Genomic DNA, 13,220 nt, shown 5'->3' with positions numbered 1-13,220 from the left:
AGCTATAAATTTTGCAGCACCTGAGCCGCCGTGAGGTCGTTCAGGCAGCGCGTATGGCCCAGCGGGCACTCGCGCGCAAAACACGGCGAGCAGTCCAGCGGCGGCTGGTAGCTGGGGTCGTTCTTGAGCCACAGCACGCGGGCCTTGTCGCTGAGCGGCGGCGTGTGCAGCGGACTCGATGACCCAAAAATGGCCACCTGGGGCACGCCCAGGGCGGCCGCCACATGCATCAGGCCCGAGTCGTTGCTGACGACGCTGTGGGCGGCGGCGATGGCGCACAAAGCCTGCACCAGCGTGGTTTTGCCCGCCAGGTTCAGGCATTTGCCGGCCTGCACGGCGTTGACCGGCGCGGCAATCTCTTCACACAGCGCGGCTTCTTTGCCCGAACCGAGCAGCAGCACCGGCCGGTCCAGCGTTTGCGCGAGCTCTGAAAAATGCCGCGCGGGCCAGCGCTTGGCCGGGCCGTACTCGGCGCCGGGCGCAAACACGTAGTAGCCGCCACGCTCAAGCCCGAGTTCCGCCAGCGCGCGGTCCACCTCGGCCGCAGGCATCTGCAGCTGAGGCCGGTCCGCGTCCAGATTCACCTCGCCACTGAGCGCCGAATAAAACGCCACCATGGGCGGGCGCTGGTTTTTCGGCGGGTTTTTCAGGCGGTGCGTCAGCAAACCGACGCGCGCTTCGCCAAGGTAGCCCACGCGTTTGGGAATGCTGGCCAGAAAAGGCAGCAAGGCGCTTTTCAGCGAGTTGGGGCAAACGTAAGCGGTGTCGAACTGGCCGGCCATGCGCTTGGCCAGCATGCGGCGCGCCTTGAACTGCAGGCCGCCATGGGCAAACGGAAATTCAATGACCTCGGCCACCTGCGGCATGGCCCGATACACCGGCGCCACCCAGGGCAGAGCCCCGACCGTGAGCTGCTCACCGCGCGCGTGCAGGCGCCGCAGCAGCGGCTCGGTCATCACCGCGTCGCCTATCCACTGGGGGGCAATGATCAGTGATTTGCTCAAGGCTGGTCATGCCGGACTCGATCCGGTATCCATTTGGGCGCGCGAACCGTGGATTGCGGGTCAAGCCCGGAATGACAATCCAGGCACGAACCGTCAGTGGCTTGCACCAAAGTGCTCGCCCTCTTTGAGTTTGTAGACGGTGCCGCAATAGGGGCACTTGGCCTCGCCGGTGCGCGCCACGTCCAGGTAGACCTTGGGGTGGCCGTTCCACAGCCTCATGTCGGCCTTGGGGCTGGGGCAGTAGACGCCGCCCTGCGCATTGAGGTCGGTGGCCAACAGTTCAACGGTGAATGATGTGCTCATGTTCGACTTACTTAGACTTTGGCCAGCCAGTGGGCGTATTTCGGATTGCGCCCGTTGACGATGTCAAAAAACGCCGTCTGGATTTTCTCGGTGATGGGGCCGCGCGAGCCCGCGCCGATCTCGACGCGATCGAGCTCGCGGATCGGCGTGACCTCGGCCGCGGTGCCGGTGAAGAAAGCTTCGTCGGAGATATACATCTCGTCGCGCGTGATGCGCTTTTGCACGAGCTCCAGCCCCAGGTCTTTGCAGATGTGCAGGACGGTGTTGCGGGTGATGCCGTTGAGCGCACCGGCCGACAGGTCGGGCGTGTAAACCACGCCACCTTTGATGACAAACACGTTTTCGCCCGCGCCTTCGCTGACAAAACCGGCGGCATCGAGCAGCAGCGCCTCGTCGTAGCCGTCGTCCAGCGCCTCCATGTTGGCCAGGATGGAGTTGGTGTAGTTGCTGACGGCCTTGGCCTGCGTCATGGTGATGTTGACGTGATGCCGTGTGTAGCTGGAGGTCTTGACGCGGATGCCGCGCTTCATGCCCTCTTCGCCCAGGTAGGCGCCCCAGGCCCAGGCCGCGACCATCAGGTGAATCTGGTTGCCCTTGGGGCTGACGCCCAGTTTTTGCGAGCCGATCCAGGTCAGCGGGCGCAGGTAGCAGCTCTCCAGCTTGTTGGCGCGCACCACGGCTTTTTGCGCGTCGTTGACCTCTTCCTTGCTGAAAGGAAGCTTCATGCGCAGGATTTTGGCGCTGTTGAACAGGCGGTCGGTGTGCTCTTCGAGCCGGAAAATCGCGGTGCCGTTCACCGTGTTGTAGGCGCGCACGCCTTCAAAAGCGCCGCAGCCGTAGTGCAGGGTGTGCGTGAGCACATGGATTTTGGCATCGCGCCAGTCAACCATCTGGCCATCCATCCAGATTTTGCCGTCGCGGTCTGCCATGGAGGGTGCTACTGGGGACATGATGCTGTTCCTGTGGTGATTTTGAAGAAAGACTGATTTTACGAGCTGGGTTGATCGGGCCGGAAAAGCTCGTGGTGGGCCAGTTTGCCGCCGGCAAAGGTGCAGGTCACGCAGGACCCGCTTCCATCCGTCCAGCGAAAGACCTCAGGCTGCTCGTCCTTGGGCGACTGGAGCTCGCCCAGCGACCGGGTCATGGCCACCACATGCAGCAGCGTCACGCCGGGCTTGAGCTTGGCATTGAGCATGACCGCGCTGTCCACATAGCCGATCGGCCGGTTGGCGGCGCGCTTGAGCACCTGCATTGTGCGGGTGAAGTGCAGCAGCAGCCACATCACGACGCCCCCCACGGCGAGCGCCATGCCGGCCCAGCCGTAGAACCGGTAAGCCAGCGCCACCACGGCAACGCCGGCGACGGGAACAAGGATTTTCTGGAAGTTCATGGCCTTATTTTCGCAGCGGCGGCGCGTGCTGGCGCTGTGGGGAGTGCGTAGTCGTTTTCCGGGCGAGAACTGCAGGCTTTTCAAGGCTCCAGCCCTTATGAATATTACGCAAACAGCTACAAAATGGATAGCAAAAACCGCCTACCCAACCCGCAACGCGGCGGCCCGTGCGTTCAACCCAGGCTGCGCACCACTTCCATGGCCTGTTCCACCCGCTCCACTGCGTGAATGGTCAACCCTTCAATCGATTTTTTCGGTGCATTGGCCTTGGGCACCACCGCCACGCTAAACCCCAGCTTGGCCGCTTCTCTCAAGCGCTCCTGGCCGCGCGGCGCGGGCCGCACCTCGCCGGCCAACCCGACCTCGCCAAAGGCAATGAAGCCCTTGGGCAGCGGCTTGCCGCGCAGGCTGGAGGTGATGGCGAGCATCACGCTCAGGTCGGCGGCGGGCTCGCTGATGCGCACGCCGCCCACCGCATTCACAAACACATCCTGGTCCATGCAGGCCACGCCGGCATGGCGGTGCAGCACGGCCAGCAGCATGGCCAGCCGGTCGCGGTCCAGGCCCACGGACAAACGCCGCGGGCTCGGGCCGCCGCCGTCCACCAGCGCCTGGATTTCGACCAGCATGGGCCGCGTGCCTTCGAGCGTGACCAGCACGCAGCTGCCGGGCACCGGCTCGCTGTGCTGGCTCAAAAAGATCGCGCTCGGATTGGTCACGCCCTTGAGGCCTTTTTCGGTCATGGCGAACACGCCAATCTCGTTGACCGCGCCAAAACGGTTTTTAATGGCGCGCACCAGACGAAAGCTTGAATGCGTGTCGCCTTCAAAGTACAGCACGGTGTCGACCATGTGCTCCAGCACGCGCGGGCCGGCCAGTGCGCCATCCTTGGTGACATGGCCGACCAGCACGATGCACGTTGCCCGGCCACGGGCGGCACCATCTGACTGTCCGCTGGCCTTGGCATAGCGCGTCAGATGCGCCGCGCATTCGCGCACCTGCGCCACCGAGCCGGGCGCCGAGGTCAGCTGATCGGAATACACCGTCTGGATCGAGTCGATCACGGCAATCGCCGGCCGGGTGGCCTCCAGCGTGGCGAGGATTTTTTCGAGCTGGATTTCGGCCAGCACCAAGACTCGCGAGCCATTCAGCCCGAGCCGGCGCGAACGCAGCGCGACCTGCGCCCCGCTTTCCTCGCCGGTGACGTACAGCGTGCTCAGGCCGGCATGCTGCAAAGAATCCAGCGCCTGCAGCAGCAGGGTGGATTTGCCGATGCCGGGGTCGCCGCCTATCAGCACCACGCCGCCTTCGACAATACCGCCGCCCAGCACCCGGTCCAGCTCTTCATGCCCGGTGGGCGTGCGCGCCATGTCGGTGGCTTCAATGTCGGCCAGCAGGGTGACTTCCGAGGCCTTGGCCAGCCCTTGGCGCTGGCTGCCGTAGCGGTTTTTGCCGGCCGTACTTTCAGCGATGGATTCAATCAATGTGTTCCATGCCTCGCAATGCGGACATTTGCCCAGCCACTTGGGGCTGGTGCCGCCGCATTCGGTGCAGATGTAAATCGTTTTTTCTTTGGCCATGGGCCAAGTATCCCCGAATGCCGGATAGAGAAGGCGTTTCGACAGGCTCAACGCGAACGGACTTAAGCCGCCAGCACCCAACGCGATACCCCGGCCGGGCCATGGCGGCGTGGACCACCGGGTGCCGCTTGAAGGCGATGCAAGCAGCCGCCCTGCAAGCCTGGTCACATCGCTTTGCGATAGACAACGAATCCTGATTTCTCGGCCACCTTGTCGTACAGCCGCATGGCAACAGCGTTCGTCTCATGGGTCTGCCAATAGACGCGTTTCGAGCCCGCCATCGCCGCGCGTTCGTACACCGCACCAATGAGTGCGCGGCCAACACCCTTGCCTCGCGCGGCATCCACAGTGAACAGGTCTTGCAAATAGCAAGCGGGGCCAAGCTCGATCGTGCTGCGATGAAAGAGAAAGTGCGTCAGGCCCAGCAATTTGCCGGCGCTCTCCGCAACCAGGGCGTGCACGGGCTCATAGGCGTCAAAAAAGCGTGCCCACGTCATCTGGGTGATTTCGGCAGGCAGCGCGGTCTTGCCTTCCCGACCATAGAAGGCGTTGTAGCCGTCCCAAAGCACCTTCCAGGCAGGGAAATCTTCTCTAAGCACGGGTCGTATCGTGATTTCTTCGGTCATGGCGCATCCTTGTAGTTGAAGCGAACAGGAAATAGGGATAGCCCCACTTTAGCGGGACGGCTGTAATTATTTGCAGTACGGGTTAACCCCGGTCACGCCCATCTTGCAGAAACTCGCAATTCATTTAACATGTTAAATAATTTCAAAGCAAACCATGAGCACTCCGTTTATTCACCGCAATCTGCCCCGCCTGCTGCTGCAGGCGCGCGAGTCGGTGATGGCGCACACCCGGCCCAGCCTGCGCGAGCACGCCCTGAGCGACCAGCAGTGGCGCGTGCTGCGCGTGCTGGGCGAGCACGGCGTTGTCGAAACGGGCCGAGTGGCGCGTGAGGCCTTCATCCTCGGCCCCAGCCTGACCGGCGTGCTGGCGCGGATGGAACGCGACGGCTTGATCCGGCGCGAACGCGATCCGGCCGACCAGCGCCGCACCGTGGTCGAGGCCACGGTCCAGGGCCTGAAGCTCGTGGAGAAACTCTCGCGCACGATCGAGGCGCACTACGCATGGATGGAGAAATCCCTGGGCAAGCAGAAGCTGACCCAGCTTTACGCACTGCTCGATGAACTGATCGAACTGGAGCAGCCATGAGTTTTTTGCCTACCGGGACCGTCTACGGCGTGCTGCTGAACTTTCGCGGCGAAATGCAAGCACTGGCGCCGCAAATGAGCCAGCCGCCCTACAAGGCCGCGCCCAAGGCCCCGGTGCTCTATGTGAAACCGGCCAACACCTGGAGCGCGCACGGCGCCCGCATTGCCGTGCCGGCCCGCGTCCCTGAGGTCGAGGTGGGGGCCACCATTGCCATGATTATTTCGGCCGTCTCCCTCGCCGATCCTTCGCAATCAGCTATTGAATCAATAGCAAACTTTGTGCTGATGAACGACCTGTCGATTCCGCACGCCAGCTTCTTCCGGCCGCCGGTCAAGTTCAAATGCCTGGACGGATTTCTCGGCATAGGCGCGCATGCCCTGCCCGCCAGCGAAGCCGGTGACCCCTCGCGCTTCACGCTGGAAGTTCGCATCAATGGCGAGGTGAAACAGACGGTGGATTTCGAGAACCTGGTGCGCAACGCCTCGCAGCTGCTGGCCGACGTTGGCGAGTTCATGACGCTGCGCGCGGGCGATGTGCTGATGCTGGGCTGCGATACCTTGAAAGAGGGGGACCGGCCGCTGGCCCGAGTCGGCGACCGTATCGACATCAGCGCGCCGGGCTTCGGCACCTTGTCCAACACCTTGGTCGCGGAAACGGCATGAAGCACGCACGGGTCATTTATGACGGCATTGTTCAAGATGCGAGCGAGCGCGACGGCCAGTTGCTGCTGGCCGATGGCCGCCTCGTTTCACAGGACGCCGTGACCTGGCTTCCCCCGCTGGCACCCACGCCGCGCCCCCGCACCATCCTCGCGCTGGGCCTGAACTACGCCGACCACGCCAAGGAGCTTGCGTTCAAGGCGCCCGAGGAGCCGCTGGTGTTCATCAAGGGCGAAAACACGTTGACCGGGCATAGACAGTTCACGCGCCGTCCGGCCGGCGTGCAGTTCATGCACTACGAATGCGAGCTCGCGGTGGTGATAGGCAAGACGGCGAAAAAGGTCAGGCGGGACGACGCCTACGACTTCATCGCAGGCTACTCCGTCGCCAACGACTACGCGATCCGCGACTACCTGGAAAACTGGTACCGCCCGAATCTGCGCGTGAAAAACCGCGACGCCTGCACGCCGCTGGGGCCCTGGCTGGTGGACGCGACCGATGTCCCGAACCCGATGAACCTCAAGCTGCAAACGACCGTCAACGGCCGGCTCACGCAATCGGGCAACACGCACGACATGATTTTTGATGTGTCTTTCCTGATCGAATATTTTTCCAGCTTCATGACCCTGTCGCCCGGCGACCTGATCCTGACCGGCACGCCCGACGGCGTGGTCGATTGCCGCCCGGGCGACGTGGTGGTGACCGAGATCGAAGGCCTGGGCGCCCTGCTCAACACCATTCAAGGACCCGCATGAGAGTCGATCACCTGATCAACGGCAAGCCTGTTGCCAGCAGCAGTTACTTTGAAACCGTCAACCCGGCCACGCAGGAGGTGCTGGCCGAGGTCGCCGCTGGCGGCGAGGCGGAAGTCAACGCCGCCGTCGCCGCCGCCAAAGAAGCGTTTCCGAAGTGGGCCGCCCTGCCCGCGCCGCAGCGCGCCAAACTCATCCGCAAGCTCGGCGACCTGATCGCCGCCCATGTGCCCGAGATCGCGCAGCTGGAGACCAAGGACTGCGGCCAGGTGATTGCGCAGACCGGCAAGCAGCTGATTCCGCGCGCGGCCGACAACTTCTATTACTTCGCCGAAATGTGCACCCGGGTTGACGGCCACACCTACCCGACCGAGACACACCTGAACTACACACTGTTCCACCCGGTCGGCGTCTGCGCGCTGATCAGCCCGTGGAACGTGCCCTTCATGACGGCCACCTGGAAGGTCGCGCCCTGCCTGGCCTTTGGCAACACGGCCGTGCTCAAGATGAGCGAGCTGTCGCCGATGACGGCCGCGCGCCTGGGTGAACTGGCGCTGGAGGCCGGCATTCCGCCGGGCGTGCTCAACCTCGTGCACGGCACCGGCAAGGACGCGGGCGAACCGCTGTGCAAGCACCCCGATGTGCGGGCGATTTCGTTTACCGGCTCGACCGCCACCGGCAACCGCATCGTGCAGGCGGCGGGTCTGAAAAAGTTCAGCATGGAGCTGGGCGGTAAAAGTCCGTTCGTGATTTTTGACGACGCGGACCTGGCGCGCGCGCTCGACGCCGCGGTGTTCATGATCTTCAGCAACAACGGCGAGCGCTGCACGGCGGGCAGCCGCATCCTGGTGCAGCAGTCGATCTACGCCGACTTCGCGCAGAAGTTCGCCGAACGCGCCCAACGCATCACGGTCGGCGACCCGCTCGACGAGCGCACCATCGTCGGCCCGATGATTTCGCAAGCCCATCTGGCCAAGGTGCGCAGCTACATAGCACTCGGCTCCCAGGAAGGCGCGACGCTGCTGTGCGGTGGGCTCGAGTCGCCCAAGCTTCCCGAGCGGGTCAGGAAGGGCAACTACGTGACGCCCACGGTATTCGCCGACGTGGACAACCGCATGCGCATCGCGCAGGAAGAAATTTTCGGCCCGGTGGCCTGCCTGATCCCGTTCAAGGATGAAGCCGACGCTATTTGCCTGGCCAACGACATTCAATACGGCCTGTCCAGCTATGTGTGGACCGAGAACATAGGCCGCGCGCACCGCGTGGCGGCCGCCGTCGAGGCCGGCATGTGCTTCGTCAATAGCCAGAACGTAAGAGACCTGCGCCAGCCGTTTGGCGGCACCAAGGCCAGCGGCACGGGCCGCGAAGGCGGCAGCTGGAGCTACGAGGTGTTCTGCGAACCGAAGAACGTGTCTGTCTCTTTGGGCAGCCATCACATCCCGCATTGGGGAGTCTGAAATGGGTAAGCTCGCACTCGCCGCAAAAATCACGCACGTTCCTTCGATGTACCTGTCGGAATTTCCGGGACCGAACTTTGGCTGCCGCGACGCCGCCATCAACGGCCACAGGGAAATCGACAGGCGCTGCCGCGCACTGGGCGTGGACACCCTCGTCGTGTTCGACGTGCACTGGCTGGTCAACAGCGAATACCACATCAACTGCGCGCCCAGCTTTGGCGGCACCTACACCAGCAACGAGCTGCCGCACTTCATCAAGAACCTGCCTTACATCTACCCGGGCAACCCGCCGCTGGGCCACATGATTGCCGATGCAGCCAACGAAATGGGCGTGAAAAGCCGCGCGCATTCGGACACCACGCTGGAGCTGGAGTACGGCACCCTGGTGCCCATGCGCTACATGAACAGCGACCAGCATTACAAGGTGGTGTGCGTCAGCGGCTGGTGCGACTGGCACGACCTGCAGGAGAGCGGCCGCTTCGGCCTGGCGGTGCGCAAGGCGATCGAAGAGAAATACGATGGCACAGTCGCGGTGTTTGCCAGCGGCTCGCTCAGCCACCACTTTGCCGACAACGGCCGCGCGCCCGAGTTCATGCACAAGGTCTACGACCCCTTTCTGGAGCAGGTGGACCGGCGTGTGGTCGAGCTCTGGGAAAAGGGCGACTGGAAGACCTTCGTCGACATGCTGCCCATGTATGCCGACAAGTGCTGGGGCGAGGGCGATATGCACGACACGGCCATGCTGCTGGGCCTCTTGGGCTGGGACCAGTACAGCGCGCCAGCAGAAATCATCACGCCCTACTTCGGCAGCTCGGGCACGGGCCAGATCAACGCCATTTTCCCCGTCACACCGCTGGACACTTTGAAAGCCTGACATGCCGCATCTCAAAATCGAATACACCGCCAACATCGATGCGCAGGCCGACATGGGCACGCTGTGCAAGGCCCTGGCGGGCGTGCTGGTGGAGCTCAAGAATGAACAGGGCCAGCCCGTGTTTCCGACAGGCGGCACGCGCGTACTGGCCTACCCCGCGCCCTACCATGCGGTGGCCGATGGCAAACAGGACTACGCCTTTGTCTACCTGAACCTGCGGATTGCGGCAGGGCGCAGTGACGCTATTAAAAAAGTAGCTGGCGACGCCCTTTTGGCAAGGACAAAAGCCCATTTTGAGTCCTTGTTTTCCACGACGCTGATGGGCATCACGCTGCAGATCGACGAAGGTGCGCAGGTGTACGACGCCAAACACAGCAACCTGCACTCCTTATTCAAGCAATGACTACGATTTGTCATTGCGGCCTTGAGCCGCAATCCATGGATCCCGGGTCGAACCCGGGATGACATCCTCTATGTTTGATCAACAACTCACCAAGCTCCTCGCCGCCGAACTGCACAACAGCGAGAAGACACGCGTGCAGACCGAGCATTTTTCCAAACGTTTCCCCGGCATGACGGTAGAAGACGGCTACTCGGTCTCGCGCGAGTGGGTGAAGATGAAAATCGCCGAAGGCCGCATCGTCCGCGGCCACAAGATCGGCCTGACCTCACGCGCCATGCAGCAGGCCAGCCAGATCAGCGAACCCGACTACGGCTCCTTGCTGGACGACATGTTTTTTGAACCCGGCGACATCCCGGCAGCCCGCTTCATCGCCCCGCGTGTGGAGGTGGAGCTGGCCTTCGTGCTCAAGCGCAGGCTGGAGGGCACGCACATCAGCGTGGACGACGTGCTGGACGCCACCGACCATGTGGTGCCGGCCATCGAAATCATCGACGCGCGCATCGAGCAGTTTGACCGCCACACCAAAGCCATGCGCAAGGTGCAGGACACGATCAGCGACAACGCCGCCAACGCCGGCATTGTGCTCGGCGGGCGCAAGGTGTTGCCGCGCGAAGTGGACCTGCCCTGGTGCGGCGCCATCCTGCGCCAGAACGGCGTGGTGGAAGAAACCGGCCTGGCCGCCGGCGTGCAGGGCCATCCGGCCATCGGCGTCGCCTGGCTGGCGATGAAACTTAGCGCCTGGGGTGAATGCCTGGAAGCCGGCGAAGTTGTCCTGGCAGGCTCCTTTACCCGCCCTGTGACCGCCAGCGTTGGCGACCTGTTCGATGCCGACTACGGGCCGCTGGGCCGCTTTGAATTTCGCTTTGTCTGAAGGACTCTCATGCAAACCCCCATCAATGCATTCAAACAAGCCCTGCAGAACAAGCAGGCCCAGATCGGCCTCTGGCTCGGGCTGGCCAACCCCTACACCACCGAGATCTGCGCCGGCGCCGGCTTCGACTGGCTGCTGATCGACGGCGAACATGCGCCCAACGACATCAACAGCATCCTGGCCCAGCTGCAAGTCATCGCGGGCTATCCGGGCTCGCACCCGATTGCGCGCGTGCCCATGGGCCACGGCCATGTGGGCGAGGCGCTGATCAAGCAGTACCTCGACATCGGCGCACAAACCCTGCTGGTGCCCATGGTGGATACGCCGGAGCAGGCTGCCGCACTGGTGCGCGCCACGCGCTACCCGCAGAACGACGGGAAGGGAGGCATCCGCGGCATGGCCGGCGCGCGCGCCTCGCGCTGGGGCCGCTACCCCAACTATGCGCACGAGGCCAACGCGCAGATCTGCCTGCTGGTGCAGGCCGAAACGCGCAACGCGCTGGACAACCTGGACGCGATTGCCGCCACTGAAGGCGTGGATGGCGTGTTCATCGGCCCGGCCGACCTCTCGGCCTCGCTGGGCCATGTGGCCAACCCCGGCCATCCCGAGGTGCAGGCCGCCATCGAGGATGCCATTCAGCGCATCGTCAAGGCGGGCAAGGCCGCCGGCATCCTGACAACCGACGAGGCGCAGGCGCGCCGCTACCTTGAGCTCGGCGCCACCTTTGTCGCGGTCGGCCTGGACACCAACCTGCTGGTCAGGGCCACCAGCACACTGGCCGCGAAGTTCAAGACCGGCGCCGCCCCCGCACCGGCCAGCAAGACTTATTAAACAGAAACGGAAACGGAGACAGCCATGAATGCCATCCTCAAACCCTCCGGCACGATGCACCCCGACGAGCGCGCGGCGCGCATTGAGCTGGCCGCCTGCTACCGCATCTTCGCGATGCTGGGCTGGACCGAGATGATTTACAACCACATCACAGTGCGTCTGCCCGACAGCATCACTGGCGGGCAAAAGCAGTTCCTGATCAACCCCTTCGGCCTGCACTACAGCGAAGTCACGGCCAGCAACCTGCTGAAGATAGACCTGCAGGGCAAGAAACTCGACGACAACCCCTGGCCGGTGAATCCGGCCGGCTTCACCGTGCATGCCGCCATCCACGACGGCATTGCCGATGCGCACTGCGTGATGCACACCCACACCACGGCCGGCGTGGCCGTGGCCTGCACCCAGGGCGGGCTGGCGCAGAACAACTTCTACTCGGCGCAGCTGCACGACATGGTGGCCTACCACGACTTCGAGGGCATCACCATCCATGCCGACGAGGCGCCGCGCCTGCTGAAGAATATTGGTGACAAACCAGTGGTGATCCTGCGCAACCACGGCCTGCTGGCCTGGGGCACGACCTTGCCGCTGGCCTTTGTGCGGCTGTGGACCCTGCAGCGCGCCTGCGAAATCCAGATGGCGCAGGCCGCCATGGGCGCGGCGATCGCGGTGCCCGAAGCGGTGGCGAAGAAGACCACGCATGACTCGTTCCAGTTCGACGCCCAGTTCGGCGCCGGCCAGGACGTGTTCGATGCGCTGGTGCGGCAGGTCGACCGGATTGACACCAGCTATCAAAATTAGAGCTAATTGCACAATGTTGACGCGGACTGGAGGCCTTTTTTAACATGAAGATTTGCATTTACGGAGCCGGCGCGATTGGCGGCTGGATGGGCGTCAAACTGGCGCAGGCCGGTTGCGAGCTCAGCGTGGTGGCGCGCGGGGCAACGCTTGAGGCGCTGCAACAGCACGGCCTGCGGCTGGAATCTACCGTTCGGGCTGAGCTTGTCGATGCCCAGAGTACTTCGACAAGCTCAGTACGAACGGAGGTTTATTCAGTTCCCGTACGCGCCAGCGCGAACCCGGCCGAGCTGGGTGTGCAGGACCTGGTGATCATCGCGGTCAAGGCGCCGGCCATGGCCGAGGTGGCGAAAGCCATTGCGCCGCTGCTCGGGCCGGAGACAGTCGTGCTGACCGCGATGAACGGCGTGCCCTGGTGGTTCTTTGAAGGCTTCGGTGGTGTTTATGCGGGAACGCGCCTGAAGGCCGTGGACCCCGAAGGCGCGATTGCGCGCGCCATCCCGGGCAGGCACATCATCGGCTGCGTGGTGCATGCGAGCTGCTCGCTCAATGGCCCCGGTTTCGTTCGCCATCACTTCGGCAACAAGCTGATCATCGGCGAGCCCTCGGGCCAAAAGACGGCGCGGGTGCAGCAGCTCGCGGCGCTGCTCGAAAAGGCCGGCCACGAAGTACCGATCTCCGAACAGATCCAGAAAGACGCCTGGTACAAGCTCTGGGGCAACATGACGGTCAACCCCGTGAGCGCCATGACCGGCGCCACCACCGACCTGCTCCTCGGCGACGACCTGGTGCGCGGCTTCATCTCGGCAGTGATGCTGGAAGCCAAGGAGATAGGCGCGCGCATAGGCATCCCGATAGCCCAGCAGCCGGAAGACCGGCATGCGGTGACGCTCACGCTGGGCGCCTTCAAGACCTCGATGCTGCAGGACGTGGAAGCCGGCAAGGCGGTGGAGCTCGATGCGCTGGTGACCGTGGTGAAAGAGCTTGGCGCGTTGACCGCAGTGCCGACGCCGTTTACCGATGCCTTGCTGGGGCTGGCGCGGCTGCATGCACGGGTCAAAGGGCTTTATTAGGGCGGGTCATCACTTG

The 13,220-nt window shown here is 63.5% G+C and carries 16 protein-coding genes; 10 read left to right on the top strand and 6 right to left on the bottom strand.

The genetic code is table 11. From position 1 onward, the window contains the following. Positions 1-2: 2 nt before the first annotated feature. From waaF to V6M61_RS16380, 6 genes are all read right to left on the bottom strand, one after another. Positions 3-1,004, bottom strand: a complete 1,002-nt coding sequence (gene waaF, locus V6M61_RS16405; protein ID WP_332777654.1) for a lipopolysaccharide heptosyltransferase II — start codon at positions 1,002-1,004, stop codon at positions 3-5. Positions 1,005-1,097: 93 nt separating this feature from the next. Continuing rightward, positions 1,098-1,307 (bottom strand): zinc-finger domain-containing protein, encoded by a 210-nt coding sequence (locus V6M61_RS16400; RefSeq protein ID WP_332777653.1) that lies wholly within the window; start codon positions 1,305-1,307, stop codon positions 1,098-1,100. 11 nt (positions 1,308-1,318) lie between these two features. Beyond that, the gene (locus V6M61_RS16395; RefSeq protein WP_332777652.1) at positions 1,319-2,257 is read right to left on the bottom strand and encodes a branched-chain amino acid transaminase; all 939 of its coding nucleotides are present in this window, start codon (positions 2,255-2,257) and stop codon (positions 1,319-1,321) included. A gap of 38 nt (positions 2,258-2,295) precedes the next feature. Continuing rightward, positions 2,296-2,697, bottom strand: a complete 402-nt coding sequence (locus V6M61_RS16390) for a glycerate kinase (RefSeq protein ID WP_332777651.1) — start codon at positions 2,695-2,697, stop codon at positions 2,296-2,298. 173 nt (positions 2,698-2,870) lie between these two features. After that, the gene (gene radA, locus V6M61_RS16385) at positions 2,871-4,277 is read right to left on the bottom strand and encodes a DNA repair protein RadA (protein ID WP_332777650.1); all 1,407 of its coding nucleotides are present in this window, start codon (positions 4,275-4,277) and stop codon (positions 2,871-2,873) included. Positions 4,278-4,441: 164 nt separating this feature from the next. Next, entirely contained in the window at positions 4,442-4,903 is a 462-nt protein-coding gene (locus V6M61_RS16380; protein ID WP_332777649.1) for a GNAT family N-acetyltransferase, read from the bottom strand. A gap of 154 nt (positions 4,904-5,057) precedes the next feature. Here V6M61_RS16380 and hpaR point away from each other — a divergent pair, with 154 nt between their 5' ends. From hpaR to V6M61_RS16330, 10 genes are all read left to right on the top strand, one after another. Further along, positions 5,058-5,489, top strand: coding sequence for a homoprotocatechuate degradation operon regulator HpaR (hpaR, locus tag V6M61_RS16375; RefSeq protein WP_332777648.1), 432 nt, complete (start codon positions 5,058-5,060; stop codon positions 5,487-5,489). Next, on the top strand, positions 5,486-6,151 hold the full coding sequence (locus V6M61_RS16370; RefSeq protein WP_332777647.1) for a fumarylacetoacetate hydrolase family protein: 666 nt from the start codon (positions 5,486-5,488) through the stop codon (positions 6,149-6,151). The genes hpaR and V6M61_RS16370 overlap by 4 nt, the downstream gene beginning before the upstream one ends. Further along, on the top strand, positions 6,148-6,903 hold the full coding sequence (locus V6M61_RS16365; RefSeq protein ID WP_332777646.1) for a fumarylacetoacetate hydrolase family protein: 756 nt from the start codon (positions 6,148-6,150) through the stop codon (positions 6,901-6,903). Before V6M61_RS16370 ends, V6M61_RS16365 begins: the two co-directional genes overlap by 4 nt. Further along, on the top strand, positions 6,900-8,357 hold the full coding sequence (gene hpaE, locus V6M61_RS16360; RefSeq protein ID WP_332777645.1) for a 5-carboxymethyl-2-hydroxymuconate semialdehyde dehydrogenase: 1,458 nt from the start codon (positions 6,900-6,902) through the stop codon (positions 8,355-8,357). Before V6M61_RS16365 ends, hpaE begins: the two co-directional genes overlap by 4 nt. Before the next feature lies 1 nt (position 8,358). After that, a complete protein-coding gene (hpaD, locus tag V6M61_RS16355; protein WP_332777644.1) occupies positions 8,359-9,231 on the top strand; it encodes a 3,4-dihydroxyphenylacetate 2,3-dioxygenase in 873 nt (290 codons plus the stop codon). Position 9,232: 1 nt separating this feature from the next. After that, positions 9,233-9,634: a 5-carboxymethyl-2-hydroxymuconate Delta-isomerase gene (locus V6M61_RS16350; protein ID WP_332777643.1), complete on the top strand. Its 402-nt coding sequence runs from the start codon at positions 9,233-9,235 to the stop codon at positions 9,632-9,634. A 70-nt stretch (positions 9,635-9,704) separates the two neighbouring features. Next, complete coding sequence (gene hpaH, locus V6M61_RS16345) at positions 9,705-10,505, top strand: 2-oxo-hept-4-ene-1,7-dioate hydratase (RefSeq protein WP_332777642.1); 801 nt, start codon at positions 9,705-9,707, stop codon at positions 10,503-10,505. 9 nt (positions 10,506-10,514) lie between these two features. Further along, on the top strand, positions 10,515-11,336 hold the full coding sequence (gene hpaI, locus V6M61_RS16340; protein WP_332777641.1) for a 4-hydroxy-2-oxoheptanedioate aldolase: 822 nt from the start codon (positions 10,515-10,517) through the stop codon (positions 11,334-11,336). Positions 11,337-11,360: 24 nt separating this feature from the next. After that, positions 11,361-12,134 carry a class II aldolase/adducin family protein gene (locus V6M61_RS16335; RefSeq protein ID WP_332777640.1) on the top strand — a complete coding sequence of 258 codons (774 nt, stop codon included), beginning with the start codon at positions 11,361-11,363 and terminating at the stop codon, positions 12,132-12,134. A 44-nt stretch (positions 12,135-12,178) separates the two neighbouring features. Then, a complete protein-coding gene (locus V6M61_RS16330) occupies positions 12,179-13,204 on the top strand; it encodes a 2-dehydropantoate 2-reductase (RefSeq protein WP_332777639.1) in 1,026 nt (341 codons plus the stop codon). Positions 13,205-13,220: the final 16 nt, after the last annotated feature.

The organism is Polaromonas sp. (assembly GCF_036676035.1).
Lineage (GTDB): Bacteria > Pseudomonadota > Gammaproteobacteria > Burkholderiales > Burkholderiaceae_C > Polaromonas.
This window is presented reverse-complemented; position numbering and strand designations above follow the sequence as displayed.